Genomic DNA, 20,283 nt, shown 5'->3' with positions numbered 1-20,283 from the left:
ATAAACTTGGTTAACTGATGAAAATAATACCGCCTTGTGTGTAATTTTGCTACTCATCCGACCACTTATTTTTATCTATTGATGCTCCGTTTAGCTAAAAACCGTAATTAAGTTACATAAAAGTTAAATTAATACTAATCATTAGTTAAATAATGGTCTTTGCCATTTTTATACTTTTTTTACACCCCTCCCACTGATTTTTGCGAAATCTTTGCAAGCAAAAATCTACGCTCTGGTTATCACATTTATGCCACTGGAGGTGCACCGTGAGTGCAGGCGTGATAACCGGCATTGTGCTGGTCTTTTTATTATTAGGTTATCTGGTGTATGCCCTGATTAATGCGGAGGCGTTCTGATGGCGGCCCAAGGATTTTTACTCATTGCCAGTTTCTTGCTGGTACTGTTTATCATCGCCAGACCGCTGGGTTTTGGCTTGGCTCGGCTGATCAATAATACGTCCCTGCCGGGCCTGGCTGGCGTGGAACATCTGCTCTGGCGCGGTCTGGGCATCTCGCAGCAGGAGATGAACTGGCGGCAGTATCTGTTGGCGATCCTCGCGCTCAATGTGCTGGGGTTGCTGGTCCTGTTTTCAATGCTGATGGCGCAAAACCTGCTGCCGCTAAATCCGCAACAGCTACCTGGGCTTTCGTGGGATTTGGCGCTCAACACGGCGGTAAGTTTTGTCACCAACACCAACTGGCAATCCTATGCTGGCGAAACCACCTTAAGCTACTTCAGCCAGATGGTCGGGCTGACCGTGCAGAACTTCCTGTCAGCGGCAACCGGGATTGCGGTGATTTTTGCCCTGGCCCGTGCCTTTACTCGCCAGAGTATGAACACGCTGGGCAACGCCTGGGTCGATCTGGTTCGCATTACGCTGTGGATCCTGCTCCCCATTGCATTGCTCATTGCGTTGTTCTTCATTCAGCAAGGTGTGCTGCAAAACGTGTTGCCCTATCAGCCCATTACTACCCTTGAAGGGGTGAAACAGCTGCTGCCGATGGGGCCCGTCGCCTCACAGGAAGCGATTAAGATGCTTGGCACTAACGGGGGCGGGTTCTTTAACGCTAACTCATCACATCCGTTTGAAAACCCTACCGCGTTGACCAATCTGGTACAGATGTTGGCCATTTTCTTAATTCCTACCGCGCTGTGTTTTGCCTTTGGTGATGTGGTTGGCGATCGTCGCCAGGGGCGGACCCTGCTGTGGGCCATGTCGCTGATATTTGTGGTCTGCGTAGCCGTGGTGATGTGGGCCGAAGTTCAAGGCAACCCGCACCTGATGGCATTCGGTGCAGACAGTAATATCAACATGGAAGGCAAAGAAAGCCGCTTTGGCGTGCTGGCTACGAGTCTTTTTTCCGTCGTGACGACAGCGGCATCTTGCGGCGCTGTCGATGCGATGCATGACTCCTTCACCGCGCTGGGTGGGATGGTGCCGATGTGGCTAATGCAGATTGGCGAAGTGGTCTTCGGTGGTGTCGGTTCGGGCCTGTACGGCATGCTGCTGTTCGTGTTGTTGGCGGTGTTTATCGCGGGCCTGATGATTGGTCGCACGCCGGAATATCTGGGTAAGAAAATAGACGTGCGTGAAATGAAAATGACTGCACTGGCGATTCTGGTCACCCCTGCGCTGGTACTGCTCGGTACGGCGATAGCGATGATGAGCGATGCCGGACGCAGCGCCATGCTCAACCCTGGTCCACATGGCTTTAGTGAAGTGTTGTACGCCGTATCGTCTGCCGCGAACAACAACGGTAGCGCCTTCGCCGGATTAAGCGCCAACAGCCCGTTCTGGAACTGTCTGTTGGCTCTGTGCATGTTCTTCGGCCGTTTCGGCGTGATCATTCCCGTGATGGCAATTGCCGGATCGCTGGTCAGTAAAAAGATCCAGCCAGCAAGCCCTGGCACGCTGCCTACTCACGGTGCACTGTTTGTCGGGTTGTTAATCGGTACGGTGTTACTGGTTGGCGCCCTCACCTTTGTTCCTGCCCTGGCACTTGGCCCGGTCGCAGAATACCTGTCATTACACTGAGTGATGCGGAGCACATGACTATGAGTCGCAAGCAACTGGCGCTGTTCGAACCCTCTCTGGTCGCACAGGCGCTGATGGACGCCGTGAAAAAATTAAGCCCACATACCCAGTGGCGCAATCCGGTGATGTTTATCGTCTGGCTGGGCAGTCTGCTGACAACCCTGTTAACGCTGGCAATGGCCACAGGCCATATGCAAGGCAATCCGTGGTTTACCGGCGCGATAAGTCTGTGGCTGTGGATTACCGTTCTGTTCGCCAACTTTGCCGAAGCGCTGGCGGAAGGACGCAGTAAGGCTCAGGCTAACAGTCTGAAAGGCGTTAAAAAAACCGCTTTTGCTCGCAAACTCCGCGAACCGAAATACGGTGCCGCCATGGATCACGTTCCGGCGGAGGATTTGCGCAAAGGAGATATCGTGTTAGTAGAAGCGGGCGATATTATCCCGTGTGACGGCGAGGTCATCGAAGGTGGCGCATCGGTGGATGAAAGCGCCATTACCGGTGAATCCGCGCCGGTCATTCGTGAATCCGGTGGTGATTTCGCCTCCGTCACCGGCGGGACCCGCATCCTCTCCGACTGGCTGGTGATCGAATGTAGCGTAAACCCTGGTGAAACGTTCCTCGACCGGATGATCGCCATGGTTGAAGGCGCGCAGCGGCGTAAAACGCCGAATGAAATCGCCCTGACGATCCTGTTGATAGCCCTGACCATCGTTTTTCTGCTGGCGACCGCCACGCTGTGGCCGTTTTCCGCCTGGGGTGGTAGCGCGGTTAGCGTCACGGTACTGGTTGCCCTGCTGGTGTGTCTGATCCCCACCACCATCGGTGGGTTGCTCTCTGCTATTGGCGTCGCCGGGATGAGCCGCATGTTGGGCGCGAACGTCATCGCCACCAGCGGACGTGCAGTGGAAGCGGCGGGTGACGTGGACGTACTGCTGCTGGACAAAACCGGCACCATTACGCTGGGCAACCGCCAGGCTTCAGATTTTCTGCCCGCCCAGGGGGTGGATGAAAAGACGCTGGCCGACGCCGCGCAGCTTTCATCACTGGCCGATGAAACCCCTGAAGGCCGCAGTATCGTGATTCTGGCAAAACAGTGCTTTAATCTGCGTATTCGCGACGTGCAATCGCTGCACGCCACCTTTGTACCGTTTACCGCCCAAAGCCGAATGAGCGGGATCAACATCGACAACCGCATGATCCGCAAAGGGTCGGTCGATGCTATTCGTCGTCACGTCGAAGCCAACGGCGGCCACTTCCCTGCCGACGTGGAGCAGAAGGTCGAAAACGTCGCACGCCTTGGCGCTACGCCGCTGGTGGTTGCCGAAGGCTCCCACGTGCTGGGCGTGATTGCCCTGAAAGATATCGTAAAAGGCGGAATCAAAGAACGTTTTGCCCAACTACGCAAAATGGGCATCAAAACGGTGATGATCACCGGCGATAACCGCCTGACCGCCGCCGCGATTGCGGCAGAAGCCGGGGTAGATGACTTCTTAGCTGAAGCCACGCCGGAAGCCAAGCTGGCGCTGATTCGTCAGTATCAGGCGGAAGGTCGTCTGGTGGCGATGACCGGCGACGGAACCAATGACGCCCCGGCGCTGGCGCAAGCCGACGTGGCGGTCGCCATGAACTCCGGGACCCAGGCGGCGAAAGAAGCAGGCAACATGGTGGATCTCGACTCTAACCCCACCAAGCTGATTGAAGTGGTGCACATTGGTAAACAGATGCTGATGACGCGTGGTTCGCTGACCACCTTCAGTATCGCCAACGACGTGGCGAAGTATTTCGCCATTATCCCGGCCGCGTTCGCCGCCACCTACCCGCAGCTCAATGCGCTTAACGTGATGGGCTTGCATTCGCCGGACTCGGCGATCCTCAGCGCGGTTATCTTTAATGCGCTGGTTATCGTCTTACTGATCCCGCTGGCGCTTAAAGGCGTGGGCTACAAACCGTTATCCGCATCCGCAATGCTGCGCCGTAATTTGTGGATCTATGGTCTGGGTGGTCTGGTTGTGCCGTTTATCGGTATCAAAGCAATTGATTTACTGCTGACCCTACTGGGTCTGGTGTGAGGTTTCAGATGAGTGGATTACGTCCTGCATTATCAACATTGATTTTCCTGATGCTTATCACCGGCGGAGCTTACCCGTTGTTGACCACCGCGTTGGGGCAGTGGTGGTTTCCCCACCAGGCTAACGGCTCGCTTCTACGCGAAGATCAAGTCGTTCGCGGCTCTGCGCTCATTGGGCAACATTTTACCGCGGCCGGTTATTTTCAGGGACGTCCGTCAGCTACAGCAGAAATGCCCTATAATCCAATGGCTTCAGGCGGCAGTAACCTGGCAGCCAGCAATCCGGAACTGGATAAACAGCTGCAAAGCCGGATAGCCGCACTGCGTGCTGCTAACCCGCAGGCAAATCCTGTCGTTCCGGTAGAGCTGGTAACGGCTTCCGCCAGCGGGTTGGATAACAATCTGACGCCAGCCGCGGTGGCCTGGCAAATCCCCCGCGTGGCGCAGGCTCGCAACCTCAGCGTTGAAGAGGTCACGCGCCTGGTTGCACAATACACGCAAAAGCCGTTGGTCAGTTTTATCGGCCAGCCGGTGGTGAACCTGGTAGAACTTAATTTAGCGCTGGATAAGCACTGAGAAAAAGGACATGCATAACGAACCCTCACGCCCCGACCCCGATCGCCTGCTGGAGCAGACCGCTGCCCCGCACCGCGGAAAACTGAAAATTTTCTTCGGCGCGTGTGCAGGCGTCGGTAAAACCTGGGCCATGCTGGCAGAGGCCCAACGGTTGCGGGCGCAGGGGTTAGATGTGCTGATTGGGGTGGTGGAAACCCACGGACGCAAAGAGACCGCCGCGTTGCTGGACGGTCTCAGCATCCTGCCGCTAAAGAGACAGGCGCGCCATGGTCGTCATATTAGCGAGTTCGATCTCGACGCGGCGCTGGCCCGCCGTCCGGCGCTCATTTTGATGGATGAACTGGCGCACAGTAATGCGCCTGGCTCACGCCACCCTAAGCGTTGGCAAGACATTGAAGAGCTGCTCGAAGCCGGTATTGACGTTTTTACTACCGTCAACGTGCAGCATCTGGAAAGCCTCAATGATGTGGTCAGCGGCGTCACCGGCATTCAGGTTCGCGAAACCGTCCCCGATCCTTTTTTCGATGCCGCCGACGATGTGGTGCTGGTCGATCTTCCCCCCGATGATTTGCGCCAACGCCTGAACGAAGGCAAGGTCTATATCGCCGGTCAGGCGGAAAGAGCCATCGAGCATTTCTTTCGCAAAGGGAACTTGATCGCGCTACGTGAGCTGGCCCTGCGCCGCACGGCCGATCGGGTTGACGATCAGATGCGTGCCTGGCGAGGGCGTCCGGGGGAAGAAAAAGTCTGGCATACCCGTGACGCCATTTTACTGTGCATTGGACACAATACCGGCAGCGAAAAGCTGGTGCGTGCTGCCGCGCGTCTGGCAGCGCGCCTCGGCAGCGTCTGGCATGCAGTGTATGTCGAAACGCCAGCGCTGCACCGACTGCCCGAAAAACAGCGCCGCGCAATTTTAAGCGCTCTGCGGTTAGCCCAGGAGCTGGGTGCAGAAACCGCCACCCTTTCCGATCCCGCTGAAGACAAGGCTGTAATCCGCTACGCCCGTGAGCATAATCTGGGAAAAATTGTCCTCGGACGTCCGGCTACACGACGCTGGTGGCGCAGTGATTCTTTTGCTGACAAACTGGCCCATCGCGCACCGGATCTCGACCTGATGATTGTTGCGCTCGATGAGCCACCTTCGCGCCCTGTGCTACAAACTGCAGATAACCGCACCTTTAAGGATAAATGGCGGGTACAAATTCAGGGTTGTGTGGTTGCCGTCGCGCTGTGCGCCATCATTACGTTGATTGCCATGCAGTGGTTGATGGCCTTTGACGCCGCCAACCTGGTGATGATCTATTTATTGGGCGTGGTGGTTATCGCCCTCTTTTACGGACGCTGGCCGTCGGTGCTGGCAACTTTTGTTAACGTCGCCAGCTTCGATCTCTTCTTTATTGCTCCACGCGGCACGCTGGCCGTTTCCGACGTCCAGTACCTGCTCACCTTCGCCGTGATGCTAACGGTAGGGCTGGTAATCGGTAATCTTACCGCCGGAGTGCGTTATCAGGCGCGGGTAGCCCGTTATCGCGAACAACGTACGCGCCATTTGTATGAGATGTCGAAAGCGCTGGCCGTCGGACGGAGTCAGCAAGATATCGCCGCCACCAGCGAACAGTTTATTGCCTCAACGTTCCAGGCCCGCAGCCAGGTTTTACTGCCCGGTGAGAACGGTAAGCTGGCCCCTCTCACCCATCAACAGGGCATGACACCGTGGGATGATGCCATTGCCCAATGGAGCTTTGATAAAGGGCAACCGGCTGGCGCAGGTACTGACACGTTGCCAGGAGTGCCGTATCAAATTTTACCGTTAAAAAGTGCCGACAAAACGCATGGGCTGCTGGTTGTGGAACCGGGAAATTTACGCCAGCTGATGATCCCCGAACAGCAACGCCTGCTGGAAACTTTCACTTTACTGGTCGCCAGTGCGCTGGAGCGTCTGACGCTAACCGCCAGCGAAGAGCAGGCCCGGTTTGCCAGCGAGCGCGAAAGCATTCGTAACGCGCTGCTCGCCGCCCTTTCCCACGATTTACGTACGCCGCTAACGGTGCTGTTTGGTCAGGCAGAGATCTTAACGTTGGATCTGGCAAGCGAAGGATCGCCGCACGCGCGCCAGGCCAGTGAGATTCGCCAGCACGTCCTTAATACGACCCGACTGGTTAATAACCTGCTGGATATGGCGCGAATTCAGTCCGGCGGCTTTAATCTTAAGAAGGAGTGGTTAACACTGGAAGAGGTGGTCGGCAGCGCCCTGCAGATGCTGGAGCCAGGACTCTCTGCTCCTATTAATTTGTCGCTACCAGCACCGTTGACGCTGATCCACGTCGATGGCCCACTCTTTGAACGGGTGCTGATTAATCTGCTGGAAAACGCCGTTAAATACGCAGGTCCAGCGGCGCAAATCGGTATTGATGCCAGCGTCGATGGCGAGCACCTGCAACTGGACGTCTGGGATGATGGCCCCGGCATTCCATCGGGTATGGAGCAGCGAGTTTTTGACAAGTTTTCCCGGGGAAACAAAGAGTCATCGGTACCGGGCGTTGGGCTGGGGCTGGCAATCTGTCAGGCCATTGTGGACGTGCACGGCGGTACGATTTCCGTCCACAATCGCGCACAGGGAGGAGCATGTTTCCGTGTTACACTGCCCCAGGAAATCCCCCCTGAACTTGAAGATTTTCATGAGGATATGTGACGAACGTACTGATTGTTGAAGATGAACAGGCTATCCGTCGCTTTCTGCGTACCGCGCTGGAAGCCGATGGTCTGCGTGTATATGAAGCAGAAACGCTGCAACGTGGTCTGCTGGAAGCCGCCACGCGAAAACCCGATCTCATCATTCTCGATCTCGGTCTGCCGGACGGTGACGGTATTGATTTTATTCGTGACCTGCGACAATGGAGCGCGATACCGGTAATTGTGCTCTCAGCTCGCAGCGAAGAAAGCGATAAAATCGCCGCTCTGGATGCCGGCGCCGATGACTATCTCAGTAAACCCTTTGGTATTGGCGAGCTACAGGCGCGATTACGTGTGGCATTGCGCCGCCACACCAGCGGCGCGTCTCCCGAGCCAGTGGTGCATTTTTCCAACGTAAAAGTAGATATCGCCACCCGGCTCGTACATCGTGGTGATGAAGAGATTCATCTGACGCCGATTGAGTTTCGCCTGTTAGCGGTACTGCTGAATAATGCCGGAAAGGTACTAACGCAACGCCAGCTGTTAAATCAGGTTTGGGGACCGAACGCCGTCGAACACAGTCACTATCTGCGAATTTACATGGGACACCTACGCCAGAAGCTGGAACTGGACCCGGCGCGTCCGCGTCATTTTCTGACCGAAACCGGGATTGGTTATCGGTTTATGCCGTGAATCTAAGCCGAATAAAAAAAGCCGGATCAGCACAAAGCTATCCGGCTTTTTAATTCATGCCGGATAGCGACGCTAGCGTCTTATCCGGCCTACGGTTTACGCGTTTTTCAGCACTTCGCTGACGATTTCAACCGCTTCTTTTTCGATCTGCTTGCGGTGTTCTTCACCGAGGAAGCTCTCGCAATAGATTTTATAAGCGTCTTCGGTGCCGGACGGACGAGCGGCAAACCAGCCGTTGTCAGTCATCACTTTCAGACCGCCGATAGAAGCACCGTTGCCCGGTGCCGCCGTCAGACGTGCGGTGATCGGATCGCCCGCCAGCGTGCTGGCGCTCACCATTTCCGGAGACAACTTAGACAGCGCCGCTTTCTGTGCGGAGGTCGCACTTGCCTGCAGGCGGTTGTAGCTCGGCGCACCAAAGCGGGCAGCCAGTTCGTTGTAGTGCTCCTGCGGATTCTTACCGGTCACTGCGGTAATTTCTGCCGCCAACAAGCACATGATGATGCCGTCTTTGTCGGTCGACCACGGTGTACCGTCGAAACGCAGGAAAGATGCCCCCGCGCTCTCTTCACCACCAAAGCCAAAGCTGCCGTCGAACAGACCGTCAACAAACCATTTAAAGCCAACCGGCACTTCGACCAGTTTACGCCCTAAATCATTCACCACGCGGTCAATCATCGCCGAGGACACCAGCGTCTTACCAACGGCAACATCTTTGCCCCACTGCGGGCGATGCTGGAACAGGTAGTTGATCGCCACCGCCAGATAGTGGTTCGGATTCATCAGCCCTGCCGGGGTGACAATACCGTGACGGTCGTAGTCTGGGTCGTTGGCAAAGGCCAGATCGAACTTGTCGCGCAGCGCCAGCAGGCCTGCCATCGCGCACTCGGAAGAGCAGTCCATGCGGATTGCGCCATCTTTGTCGAGATGCATGAAACGGAAAGTCTGATCAACGTGATCGTTAACGATAGTCAGGTTCAGGTTGTAGTGCTTAGCAATACGCTTCCAGTATTCGATACCGGAACCGCCCAGCGGATCGACACCCAGCGTCAGACCCGCTTTTTGGATCGCCGCCATGTCGACGATGTCAGCCAGTCCTTCAACAAACGGCTGAACCAGATCCTGCTCTGTTACATGGCCAGATGCCAGCGCAGCGTCCAGCGACATGCGCTTCACGCCTTGCAAACCGTCAGCCAGCAGCGCGTTGGCTCTGTCTTCCACCACTTTGGTGACGTTGGTATCTGCCGGACCACCGTTTGGCGGGTTATATTTAATGCCGCCATCTTCCGGCGGATTGTGGGACGGCGTGATCACAATGCCGTCAGCCAGCGGGCCGCCTTTTTTGTTGTGGACCAGGATAGCATTCGACACAGCAGGGGTCGGCGTAAAACCGTTACTTTCCTGCACGATGACGTCAACGCCGTTCGCCGCCAGCACTTCCAGTACAGAGATAAAAGCCGGTTCAGACAGCGCGTGGGTATCCTTGCCCACATAGCACGGGCCAGTAATCCCGTTTTTCGCACGTTCTTCAGCAATCGCCTGAGCGATAGCCAGAATATGCGGCTCGTTAAAACTATGACGACCTGCACTGCCGCGATGTCCGGACGTACCGAACTTAACGGCGTGCTCAGCGTTCCCTGCTGTTGGTTTCAGTACATAATACTGTGCCGTCAGTTGGGCGACGTTAATCAAATCACTCTGTTGCGCAGGTTGACCTGCACGGTTGTGGATTGCCATTGCCTGGTCCTTCTAATGCAAGGATTAAATTGTTCCGCAAACCTTTTCAATCAATTCCGCGGGGAATTGCATTGACTGCATGATGTGTTCAACCATGCTGCATTTACGGCCGGTATTGGTGTTGGTGATCACCCAGTACGGCGTGCCTGGCACGTGTTTCGGTTTGGTTTGATTACCATTTTTCAGCAGCGTCTGTTCATCTGCTGCAAAATAAACGCGCGTACGGCCATGCAACGATTCCGTTGCTTCGGCGAACGCGTTTTGATCCAGTGAATAGAGTGTAGACAGCACCAGCATAAAGCGATTTACTGCTTTCTTCTGTTCCGCGTATTCGTCGGACAGCAGCAGTTCACGCATCGCGCGCACTTTATCTTTTACGGGGTTAACCGGCTTAGCTTCCACGACAGGTTGCACAGCGCGGACTTCTTTGACTATCGGAGTGACAGGCTGTGATGCGGCGGAAAATTTCAACATACGCCGTAAAATGTCGGATGCACTCTCGCCAATATGCTTGGTGTGGCTGGCAATATAGCTATAGAGTTCATCATCAACTTCAATCGTTTTCATCTTAATCCAGTGCAGTGTTTAGCTGAATACAAGTTGTCGGGGTAAACACACGTAGTGTAAAGGCAAATCCCAACAGCGGATAGCGTCAAGCCTGGTGGCCAGCAAAACTCAGAGTAACCGTAGTTGTTGCAGCCATGTGGCAGAATGGTCAACATGATACCCTAACCCGTGAGTGTGAAAAAAAGAACTTTGCCATGAAATTGAATATCCGAGCGCAATCTGCGCAAAACCTGCACAATAATTCTCCCATCGTCCTGGTTCACGGCCTGTTTGGCAGTCTGGATAACCTGGGGATCCTGGCGCGCGATCTGGTGGTCGATCACGATATCATCCAGGTCGATATGCGAAATCATGGCCTCTCCCCTCGTTCCCCTGAGATGAATTATCCGGCCATGGCGCAAGATTTGCTGGATACGCTGGACGCTCAGCAAATAGAAAAGGCGACCTTTATTGGTCACTCGATGGGGGGAAAAGCCGTCATGGCATTAACCGCGCTGGCTCCTGATCGTATCGATCGACTGGTGGCCATTGATATTGCACCGGTCGACTATCAAGTTCGCCGTCACGATGCGATCTTTACCGCTATTAATGCCGTAACCGATGCCCAGGTCACTTCGCGTCAGCAGGCGGCCAGCGTCATGCGTCAGCATCTGCATGAGGAAGGCGTAATCCAGTTTCTGCTGAAATCTTTCGTCGACGGCGAATGGCGTTTTAACGTTCCCGTGCTGTGGGATCAGTATCCTCATATCGTCGGTTGGGAAACCATTCCTGCGTGGGAGCACCCGGCGCTGTTTATCCCTGGCGGCAACTCACCGTATGTTACCGAAGCGTATCGCGAACAGCTGCTGGCGCAATTTCCGCAGGCTCGGGCGCATGTTATTGCTGGAGCCGGTCATTGGGTGCATGCGGAAAAACCGGAGGCGGTGCTGCGCGCCATCCGTCGTTATCTGAACGAACACGCTAACTGATTAAAAACTCAGCGTCTGCGCGCGATTACGCGCGTGGGCGTTGGCGTGTCACCCCTGCTGATGTATTATGGCGCGCTATCCATCCGGGCAGACGCCTGGCTGATTGTTTCCCCGAAGTCACCAAGATCATGGCCAAAGAACAAACGGACCGTACGACATTAGATCTGTTCGCGCAGGAGCGTCGCCCGGGACGACCCAAAACTAATCCGCTCTCGCGTGATGAACAGTTACGTATTAATAAACGTAATCAGCTTAAGCGTGACAAAGTTCGCGGGCTTAAGCGTGTCGAACTGAAACTGAACGCTGATGCCGTTGACGCTCTGAACGAGCTGGCGGAGGCGCGCAACATGAGTCGCAGTGAACTCATCGAAGAGATGCTGATGACCCAACTCAGCACATTGCGCGGTCAGGCATAGTCTGAATTTCTGCTCTATACCCAAATAATTCGAGTTACAGGAAGGCGGCAAATGAACGAATCCCGGTGAGCTTACTGTAGTAAGTGATTCGGGTGAGTGAGCGCAGCCAACGCACCTGAAACTTGAAGTATGACGGGTATAAATCATAAATCGTGTAGCACAGAGTGCAGTCCTGCGTGTTTGCTGTTTCCGCATGCCTGACTGTTCTGCTATGATTGCCCTTATCCGTGGGCAATGCGCCACCACCATTTCAATAAGTTTCAAGAGGTTATTTAACTCATGGCAATCACTGGCATCTTTTTCGGCAGCGACACCGGTAATACCGAAAACATCGCAAAAATGATTCAAAAACAGCTTGGTAAAGACGTTGCCGATGTTCATGACATTGCAAAAAGTAGCAAAGAAGACCTCGAAGGTTATGACATTCTGCTGCTCGGCATCCCAACCTGGTACTACGGTGAAGCGCAGTGTGACTGGGATGATTTCTTCCCTACCCTCGAAGACATTGATTTTAACGGCAAACTGGTTGCATTGTTCGGCTGTGGCGACCAGGAAGATTACGCAGAGTATTTCTGCGATGCGTTAGGCACAATTCGCGACATCATCGAACCGCGCGGTGCAACCATCGTTGGTCACTGGCCGACGGCGGGTTATCACTTTGAAGCGTCTAAAGGCCTGGCTGACGACGACCACTTTGTCGGTCTGGCTATCGATGAAGATCGCCAGCCAGAACTGACAGCAGAACGCGTAGAAAAATGGGTTAAGCAGATCTCTGAAGAGCTGCACCTCGACGAAATCATTAATGCCTGATTTCGTGCGGCGTAGATTTCCATCTGCGCCGCATCAATAGATAAAACCAATCAAAATAATTGCTACAAATTTGTAACTTTTTCGTCTGACCCTGTACAATGGCTGGATGCCAATCGGGTGTTGCACAGTGTGTTTGTCGGCGATACCACGTTTTGATTAACAATATATGCCAGAGACTTGCAGTTTTCATTTAGCCATGGCAGTTCTATAATGATACGCATTATCTCAAGTGCAATTTCTGTCACTTCTGTTAATGAAGTGAATCGTTTAGCTACAGGACAGATTCCGCATGACTGACAACAATACCGCATTAAAGAAGGCTGGCCTGAAAGTAACGCTTCCTCGTTTAAAAATTCTGGAAGTTCTTCAGGAACCGGATAACCATCACGTCAGTGCGGAAGATTTATACAAACGCCTGATCGATATGGGTGAAGAAATTGGTCTGGCGACCGTGTATCGTGTGCTGAACCAGTTTGATGATGCCGGTATCGTGACCCGCCATAATTTTGAAGGTGGTAAATCCGTCTTCGAACTGACTCAACAGCATCATCACGATCACCTCATCTGTCTCGACTGCGGCAAAGTAGTCGAGTTCAGCGATGATTCCATCGAAGCGCGCCAGCGTGAGATTGCGGCTAAACATGGTATTCGTTTAACCAACCATAGTCTCTATCTCTACGGCCACTGCGCTGAAGGCGATTGCCGCGAAGATGAGCATGCCCACGACGGCAAATAATGTAATGCTTTTTGAAAAGCCAACCTTCCGGTTGGCTTTTTTTATGGGCATTACCTGCCCTTTTCCCCTTCCCTACGCTCCTGTGTTGCTTTAATGTAAAAATCAATTGCCCCTTCCGGAGAGTCGAAATGGAACTTCGCCAGCTACGCTATTTTGTGCGCATTGTAGAAACAGGCAGCATGGGTAGCGCGGCGCTCGATCTCAATATCGGGGTTTCGGCACTCAGCCAGCAAATGTCGCGTCTGGAAAACGAACTCGCTATTCGCCTGCTGCAACGCACCTCACGAGGCGTGACACCCACCAGCGCCGGGCTGGCTTTTTACTCCCAGGCGCAGCTGGCGCTTCGTCACGCAGACGACGCGATCCTCGCCGCACGCGAGTCCCGACTTTCCGGACACGTCAGCGTCGGCATGGCTCCTAGTACCGCTTCCGTTCTCGGAATGCCGTTTATCAACGCCATGCAGGAAAGCTACAGTGATGTCCGTCTGCATGTGGTGGAAAGCCTCTCTGGCAATCTGGAGCGGATGATTAATACCCGCCAGATTGATCTGGCTGTCGTGTTTCAGAAAGAAAAGATCCTGCGCTGGAGCGCCATACCGATTCTCGAAGAGCGGCTGTTTTTGATTGGGACTCATGCCTTACTGGCTGATATTGCCGATGACAATATTGCTCCAGCCCAGCTGGCAAGTATCCCATTGATAATGCCAAGCCCGGGCCACGGTCTGCGCGGCAGGCTGGAAGCGATTTGTCAGGAACACGCGCTGAACATTGAGATCGCCACGGAAATTGATGGTCTGGCGCTACTCATGCGTGCCGTGCGCAGTGGCATTGGTGCCACTCTCCAGCCCGGCGCGGCAATTTCCCATCTCGATAAAGAGACGCTAAGAGTGATCGGCGTCCACAATCCAATACTTAGCCGCCCCAACTTTCTGGTGAGTCTCTCAGACGATGAACTCACCCCGGCAGGCCTCGCGGCCCGTGTGGTGCTGACGAAAGTGATGCATCAACTGGTGGAAGCAGGAAGCTGGCCTGGCGCCATCCTTTACAATAACTAAAGTACCGTTTAGCACTACGTCATGGCGCCCGCACAAGCTGCGCGTATACATTTCAATTACAAATTTAACAATTAGTTAAATGGTAATGGAGTATACGATGGTTGATGTTCTGGTGATTGGCGGTGGCAATGCTGCCTTATGCGCTGCCCTTACCGCCCGGGAGCAAGGCGCTTCCGTTTTACTACTCGAAGCGGCTCCCCGGGAATGGCGTGGGGGAAATTCCCAACACACGCGTAATCTGCGCTGTATGCATAATGCGCCGCAGGATGTGCTGGTGGAAAGCTATCCGGAAGAGGAGTTCTGGCAAGACCTGCAGCGCGTAACTGAAGGAAATACCAACGAAGCCCTGGCGCGTCTGGTGATCCGTACCTCATCACAGTGTCGCGACTGGATGCGCCAGCACGGCGTCAATTTTCAGCCCCCACTCTCTGGCGCTCTACACGTGGCGCGAACCAACGCTTTTTTTATGGGGGGCGGTAAAGCTCTCGTGAATGCCTATTATCGCAGCGCAGAAAAGCTGGGCGTACAAATCCGCTATAACACACCGGTGCAGGCGCTTGAACTGCACAACGGCGAGTTCGTGGCGGCGCTGTCAGGCAACGAGCGTATCACAGCGAAATCCTGCGTGCTTGCTGCTGGCGGATTCGAATCTAACCGGGAGTGGTTGCGCGAAGCCTGGGGGGAAAATGCCCGCGGCGAGTGGCCTGCGGATAACTTTCTAATTCGCGGCACGCGTTTTAATCAGGGCGTACTGCTCAAATTTATGATGGATGCTGGCGCAGACATTATCGGCGATCCCTCCCAGTCACACTGTGTGGCAATTGATGCCAGAGCGCCATTATATGACGGCGGGATTTGCACCCGCGTGGACTGCGTTTCGCTCGGTATTGTGGTGAACCGGGACGCTGAGCGTTTTTATGATGAAGGTGAAGATTTCTGGCCCAAACGCTATGCCATCTGGGGACGTCTGGTCGCTCAACAGCCAGGACAGATTGGCTACTCCATCATCGACAGTAAAGCTATCGGACACTTCATGCCTCCGGTCTTTCCTGGCACACAGGCCAATACGCTGGCTGAACTGGCCTTTCAGTTAGGACTGGATGCCGAACGCTTTACCCACACCGTGACAGAGTACAACAACGCCTGCCAGCCAGGTCAGTTCGACCATACCGTTCTGGATAACTGCGCCACTAAAGATTTGCTACCCGCGAAAACGCATTGGGCGCGACCGCTGGATCAACCGCCTTACTACGGCTACGCCCTGCGGCCAGGAATCACCTTCACTTATCTTGGGTTAAAAGTGAACGAACGCGCCGCTGTGCATTTTGCAGGGCTTCCAAGCCGTAACCTGTTCGTCGCCGGAGAGATGATGGCGGGCAACGTGCTGGGCAAGGGTTACACTGCAGGCGTGGGGATGTCGATCGGCACGACCTTTGGCCGCATTGCCGGAAAAGAAGCCGCGCTGGCCGCACGTAAGGAGACACGTCATGAAGCAGCTTGAGAAACTGATCATCGAAGCGCAAATTATCACCGAACCGGAAGCGGAAGTTGAACGCGTGATGCAGGTGTGTAACGCCTGCCGCTATTGCGAAGGCTTTTGCGCCGTGTTCCCGGCCATGACTCAGCGTCTGGAATTCGGTAAAGCGGATATCAATTATCTGGCAAACTTGTGCCATAACTGCGGCGCTTGCCTGCACGCGTGTCAGTATGCCCCGCCTCATGAATTTGCCATCAACGTGCCGAAGGCGATGGCGGAAGTCCGGCTCGAAACCTATCAGCATTACGCGCAGCCCGCTGCTTTTGGAGCGCTATATCGTCGCGCAGGCGTAACCGTGACGCTGGCGCTGGTATTCGGTCTGATCCTGTTTTTACTCCTCGCTATAGGTTTGAAAGGTTCACTATTCCATCCTCCGCTGGCCGGGGATTTCTATCAAATTTTCCCGCATAACCTGCTGGCCTGGATGTTTGGTTCGGTCTTTGTTCTGGCGATCGGTTTGCTGATGGCAGGCGTGATCCGCTTCTGGCGCGAGATTTCTCCGGGCATGCCGCGTTCCGCCGAGATTGCTGAAGCCTCACACAATGTGCTGACGCTGAAGTATCTCGATGGAGGCCATGGCAAAGGTTGTAACGAAGCGGATGATGCTTTCACCCTGATGCGTCGCCGTTTCCACCACTTCACCTTCTACGGTTTTCTGCTCTGCTTTGCCGCCACCGTGGTGGCAACAGGCTATCACTACTTTGCCGGCATAGAAGCACCCTACCCGTTCTTCAGCGTTCCGGTCATGCTGGGCACGTTGGGTGGCATTGGCCTGGTTGTCGGCCCGGCTGGCTTGCTATGGCTTAATCTCAGGCGCTCACCGCTACACGGCGACGCCCGGCAAAAACCGATGGATCGCGGTTTTATTTTGCTGCTGCTGCTGACCAGTCTGACCGGTCTGGCGCTGCTGGCAGGAAGAGATACCTCATGGATGGCTATTTTACTGGTCATTCATCTCGGCGTGGTCATGGCGCTTTTTCTGACCATTCCTTACGGAAAATTTGCCCACGGATTTTACCGCTGCGCAGCCTTACTCAAGTGGGCGATTGAGAAACGGCGCGGCAAACAGGCGGGAGTCTCAGGCGACTAACCCGCAAACTCTTACCTCTATAAATATTATGATAAGACAGTGGAGCAAACCCAATGACACAACAACCATCGCGCACCGGAACTTTCGGCGCAATACTGCGGGTAACCAGCGGTAATTTTCTCGAACAGTTCGACTTTTTTCTGTTCGGGTTTTACGCCACCTATATCGCAAAGACTTTCTTCCCCGCGGAGAGTGAGTTTGCCGGGCTCATGTTGACCTTTGCGGTTTTCGGTTCGGGTTTTTTAATGCGGCCGGTTGGCGCAATCGTGCTGGGTGCTTATATCGACAGAATTGGTCGCCGCAAAGGACTGATGGTGACGCTGGCGATCATGGGCTGTGGGACCCTGCTGATTGCCCTGGTTCCCGGTTATCAAAGTATTGGCCTGCTGGCTCCTGTGCTGGTATTAGTCGGTCGATTATTGCAGGGCTTCTCTGCGGGCGTAGAGTTGGGCGGCGTTTCGGTTTATCTTTCTGAAATCGCCACGCCTGGCAATAAAGGTTTCTACACCAGCTGGCAGTCCGCCAGCCAACAGGTTGCCATTGTGGTGGCAGCGCTGATTGGCTACGGCCTGAATGCCACGCTGGGGCACGATGAAATCTCTGAATGGGGCTGGCGCATTCCGTTCTTTATTGGTTGTATGATTATTCCGTTGATCTTCGTCCTGCGCCGCTCGCTTCAGGAAACGGACGCATTTTTACAACGTACACACCGTCCCGACACCAGGGAAATTTTCACCACTATCATCAAAAACTGGCGTCTGATCTCAGCGGGTACGCTGCTGGTGGCGATGACCACAACGACGTTTTACTTTATTACCGTCTATACCCCGACCTATGGCAGGGCTGTACTCCATCTGAGCGCTCGCGACAGCCTGGTCGTCACCATGCTGGTCGGTATTTCTAACTTTATCTGGCTGCCGATTGGCGGAGCGATTTCTGACCGAATTGGTCGCCGCCCGGTATTGATGGGGATAACCGTACTCGCTCTGATCACCACCTGGCCGGTCATGCACTGGCTCACCGCCGCGCCAGATTTTATGCGCATGACGTTGGTCCTGCTTTGGTTCTCGTTCTTTTTTGGTATGTACAATGGGGCAATGGTCGCGGCACTCACCGAGGTGATGCCTGTCTATGTCCGTACGGTGGGTTTTTCACTGGCCTTCAGTCTGGCTACGGCGATTTTTGGCGGTCTGACACCCGTCATATCCACGGCACTGGTTCAGCTAACCGGAGATAAAAGCTCACCGGGATGGTGGCTGATGTGCGCGGCACTTTGCGGACTCGCCGCCACGGCAATGCTGTTTGTCCGGCTGAGTCGGGGTTATCAACCAGTGGAAAATAAGCTCTGAAATGCAAACGGGCGGAAAATTCTCCGCCCGTTGTCTTTTTCATTTTTTGAATTACTGTGCGGCATTCTTGCTGCGAATTTCCTGCCAGACCTTGTCACAATCAGCATTAACGGACTGACCGTTACCCGTGCGCGTGGCCTGAATACACTGCTGATAATCCAGCACGCGTACGCTTTCTTCATTGGCAAACTGCTGGTGCTGTTTTTCTTTCTTCAGTACATTCAACACGCTTTGGCAGGCTTCTATTTTTTCCGGCGATCCTTGAGCGGTATTAATACACGCGCTGTAGGCTTCTTTCAGACGGCTGTCCTCTTTCGGCGCAGGAGATTGCGCACACGCCACCAGCCCTGATGCCATAACGGCAATGAGTATCAGTTTTTTCATAGCACTTTCCTCAACGAAGCGGCAGGCCCCCGGCCTGCCGCTGTTGGCATTAGAAGATGGTGAACGGAGCAATAACGATGAACTTCACGTCGCGCTCATCCTGGAACATGTTGCCGTAGCCACCGCCCCAGCTCGGAATGTCTGAATGGTTGTCGTACTGAGTGAAGTGCAGCTTAAACATGGTGCCCTTCGCACGACCATCCTGCAGGGTGTAGACCGCATCCAGGCTGTAAGAAGATTCTTCGATAGTCCGGTTTTTGTCGTAGTACGCATCCGGGTTAAGCTGCCAGGTTGATGGCTTAGCATCCCATGCGTAAACGTAGGACGCGCCTACCGCCCAGCCCGGCAGATTCCAGTTCTTCAGGTCATACATTGCGCCGAAGAAGACCGCCTTTTCACCGTTGGCGTTGAAGTCAGAACGGTTATCCCACCAGACATCCAGACGACCGTTTGAAGAGGCATAGGTTGGGGTCATACGCTGCAGGAAGTAACCCTGCTGGCCGTCCGCTTTAACCCAGGTCCCTTCCAGACGAAGGTCAACGACTTCTGCCACTTTGTAGCCAAAGGTCAACGCCTGCAACCAGGCTGTGCCATCATAAATATCGTTCACGGTACGATCATCAACCTTGTCGCGTGCACCGTAGAACTGGTAGCTGGTGGTAAATGGGTTACCGCCTAAATCGAATTTGTAGCTGGCTTTTGCGAAGTACTGATCGACGTAACCTTCAGACTGACCAAATGCCGCTTCCAGCAACAGGTTATTTTTGAAGTCATATTTCGCGCCAATTGAGTGCAGGTAATCAACGCTGGTCTTTTTATCAGCCTGATAGAATTTATCGACTTCGGTGTGCCACGGTGCTTTATATTCGTTAGCCCACATATAGGAGAAGCTCAGCGCGCCAGCATCACCATAGTCGAAGTTGGCACCAGCTTCAGCACCCTGATAGGTACCTGGCATAAAACTCCAGTGCGGTGCCAGCAGAGTCTGCCCGGTTGGTTGAATGTAACCGGCACGCGCCCAGGTTGGGCCGTATTTAAATTTAGCAGCTGCTTTATAAAGGCTAATCCCGCTCTTATCGCCGGAATAATCCTCGTCATAGCCTTTATTTTTGGAAGAGAATGCGATTTCGTTTGGATGGCCGCTTTCGCTACTTTCGTTCATTTCAATAGCGGTAAATGCTGCGATATCAATACCAAACATATCGGCCGCATAACCGGACTGGAAGTCGAGGTTAGCGTTCCAGGTGGAGTGAGAAAGGTTGGTTTTGTATTTGTCATGATCGGTCACATCTTTACGGTCACGCTCACGCTGCCAGTAATAGATGCCGCCGGTTAAGGTTGAGTCATCAATAAATCCTTCGGCGTGTACCTGGGGAGCAACAACAAAACCCGACATTGCTGTGATACCGGCGATAGCCAGCGCCAGCGTACTACGTTTGCCACTAAACGTACGCATATGTTAATCCTCTTTGACGTATAAAATGCTGCCGACAAAAGCGGACAGCGAAAAAACAAAAAATAAAAAAGTAGCGCTAAGAAAACCTCAGTGACTACAATGAATAGACTATTTTTCGCGACGCGAATTA

19 protein-coding genes are annotated in these 20,283 nt (G+C 54.0%); 15 read left to right on the top strand and 4 right to left on the bottom strand.

Translation table 11 applies throughout. The features are described from left to right. Window positions 1-266: 266 nt before the first annotated feature. Genes kdpF through kdpE form a run of 6 tightly spaced genes read left to right on the top strand, consistent with a single transcriptional unit; the run spans window position 267 to window position 8,048 of the window. The gene (kdpF, locus tag OGY37_RS13270) at window positions 267-356 is read left to right on the top strand and encodes a K(+)-transporting ATPase subunit F (protein ID WP_001670793.1); all 90 of its coding nucleotides are present in this window, start codon (window positions 267-269) and stop codon (window positions 354-356) included. After that, window positions 356-2,035: a potassium-transporting ATPase subunit KdpA gene (gene kdpA, locus OGY37_RS13265; RefSeq protein WP_032942710.1), complete on the top strand. Its 1,680-nt coding sequence runs from the start codon at window positions 356-358 to the stop codon at window positions 2,033-2,035. Before kdpF ends, kdpA begins: the two co-directional genes overlap by 1 nt. Before the next feature lie 20 nt (window positions 2,036-2,055). Further along, window positions 2,056-4,104, top strand: a complete 2,049-nt coding sequence (gene kdpB, locus OGY37_RS13260) for a potassium-transporting ATPase subunit KdpB (RefSeq protein ID WP_286620980.1) — start codon at window positions 2,056-2,058, stop codon at window positions 4,102-4,104. Between the two features lie 8 nt (window positions 4,105-4,112). Further along, window positions 4,113-4,679 carry a potassium-transporting ATPase subunit KdpC gene (gene kdpC / locus OGY37_RS13255; RefSeq protein WP_003831371.1) on the top strand — a complete coding sequence of 189 codons (567 nt, stop codon included), beginning with the start codon at window positions 4,113-4,115 and terminating at the stop codon, window positions 4,677-4,679. 10 nt (window positions 4,680-4,689) lie between these two features. Further along, window positions 4,690-7,374, top strand: coding sequence for a two-component system sensor histidine kinase KdpD (kdpD, locus tag OGY37_RS13250; RefSeq protein WP_148362257.1), 2,685 nt, complete (start codon window positions 4,690-4,692; stop codon window positions 7,372-7,374). Next, window positions 7,371-8,048, top strand: a complete 678-nt coding sequence (gene kdpE / locus OGY37_RS13245; protein WP_286546757.1) for a two-component system response regulator KdpE — start codon at window positions 7,371-7,373, stop codon at window positions 8,046-8,048. Before kdpD ends, kdpE begins: the two co-directional genes overlap by 4 nt. A 96-nt stretch (window positions 8,049-8,144) precedes the next feature. Here the strand turns inward: kdpE and pgm are convergent, their stop codons facing one another. Both pgm and seqA read right to left on the bottom strand, forming a co-directional pair. Further along, on the bottom strand, window positions 8,145-9,785 hold the full coding sequence (pgm, locus tag OGY37_RS13240; RefSeq protein ID WP_126955847.1) for a phosphoglucomutase (alpha-D-glucose-1,6-bisphosphate-dependent): 1,641 nt from the start codon (window positions 9,783-9,785) through the stop codon (window positions 8,145-8,147). Window positions 9,786-9,809: 24 nt separating this feature from the next. Continuing rightward, entirely contained in the window at window positions 9,810-10,352 is a 543-nt protein-coding gene (gene seqA / locus OGY37_RS13235) for a replication initiation negative regulator SeqA (protein WP_003022848.1), read from the bottom strand. A gap of 194 nt (window positions 10,353-10,546) precedes the next feature. Here seqA and ybfF point away from each other — a divergent pair, with 194 nt between their 5' ends. The 9 genes from ybfF (at window position 10,547) to OGY37_RS13190 (ending at window position 18,313) form a co-directional block, all read left to right on the top strand. Then, a complete protein-coding gene (gene ybfF, locus OGY37_RS13230; protein ID WP_032934546.1) occupies window positions 10,547-11,320 on the top strand; it encodes an esterase in 774 nt (257 codons plus the stop codon). A gap of 128 nt (window positions 11,321-11,448) precedes the next feature. Further along, a complete protein-coding gene (gene ybfE, locus OGY37_RS13225) occupies window positions 11,449-11,736 on the top strand; it encodes a LexA regulated protein (RefSeq protein ID WP_003831362.1) in 288 nt (95 codons plus the stop codon). Between the two features lie 279 nt (window positions 11,737-12,015). Continuing rightward, window positions 12,016-12,546 carry a flavodoxin FldA gene (gene fldA / locus OGY37_RS13220; protein ID WP_003022839.1) on the top strand — a complete coding sequence of 177 codons (531 nt, stop codon included), beginning with the start codon at window positions 12,016-12,018 and terminating at the stop codon, window positions 12,544-12,546. A 210-nt stretch (window positions 12,547-12,756) separates the two neighbouring features. Beyond that, window positions 12,757-12,843, top strand: a complete 87-nt coding sequence (locus OGY37_RS13215) for a ryhB-regulated fur leader peptide (RefSeq protein WP_100247215.1) — start codon at window positions 12,757-12,759, stop codon at window positions 12,841-12,843. Beyond that, entirely contained in the window at window positions 12,836-13,282 is a 447-nt protein-coding gene (gene fur, locus OGY37_RS13210; RefSeq protein WP_003022836.1) for a ferric iron uptake transcriptional regulator, read from the top strand. Before OGY37_RS13215 ends, fur begins: the two co-directional genes overlap by 8 nt. Window positions 13,283-13,410: 128 nt before the next feature. Beyond that, window positions 13,411-14,337, top strand: a complete 927-nt coding sequence (tcuR, locus tag OGY37_RS13205) for a tricarballylate utilization LysR family transcriptional regulator TcuR (protein WP_003831357.1) — start codon at window positions 13,411-13,413, stop codon at window positions 14,335-14,337. Between the two features lie 97 nt (window positions 14,338-14,434). Then, the gene (gene tcuA / locus OGY37_RS13200) at window positions 14,435-15,838 is read left to right on the top strand and encodes an FAD-dependent tricarballylate dehydrogenase TcuA (RefSeq protein WP_286620978.1); all 1,404 of its coding nucleotides are present in this window, start codon (window positions 14,435-14,437) and stop codon (window positions 15,836-15,838) included. Next, window positions 15,825-16,964, top strand: coding sequence for a tricarballylate utilization 4Fe-4S protein TcuB (gene tcuB / locus OGY37_RS13195; protein WP_286620976.1), 1,140 nt, complete (start codon window positions 15,825-15,827; stop codon window positions 16,962-16,964). Before tcuA ends, tcuB begins: the two co-directional genes overlap by 14 nt. A gap of 53 nt (window positions 16,965-17,017) precedes the next feature. After that, window positions 17,018-18,313 (top strand): MFS transporter, encoded by a 1,296-nt coding sequence (locus OGY37_RS13190; protein ID WP_126318831.1) that lies wholly within the window; start codon window positions 17,018-17,020, stop codon window positions 18,311-18,313. A 51-nt stretch (window positions 18,314-18,364) separates the two neighbouring features. Here the strand turns inward: OGY37_RS13190 and OGY37_RS13185 are convergent, their stop codons facing one another. Together OGY37_RS13185 and chiP are read right to left on the bottom strand one after the other, a co-directional pair. Further along, the gene (locus tag OGY37_RS13185; RefSeq protein WP_063940703.1) at window positions 18,365-18,697 is read right to left on the bottom strand and encodes a ChiQ/YbfN family lipoprotein; all 333 of its coding nucleotides are present in this window, start codon (window positions 18,695-18,697) and stop codon (window positions 18,365-18,367) included. Window positions 18,698-18,746: 49 nt separating this feature from the next. Next, on the bottom strand, window positions 18,747-20,153 hold the full coding sequence (gene chiP / locus OGY37_RS13180; RefSeq protein ID WP_003831346.1) for a chitoporin ChiP: 1,407 nt from the start codon (window positions 20,151-20,153) through the stop codon (window positions 18,747-18,749). Window positions 20,154-20,283: the final 130 nt, after the last annotated feature.

It is taken from the genome of Citrobacter sp. Cpo030 (assembly GCF_030333005.1).
GTDB classification, from domain to species: domain Bacteria; phylum Pseudomonadota; class Gammaproteobacteria; order Enterobacterales; family Enterobacteriaceae; genus Citrobacter; species Citrobacter portucalensis.
The sequence above is the reverse complement of the archived record's forward strand: the minus strand, read 5'-3'. Positions and strand labels throughout refer to the sequence as shown.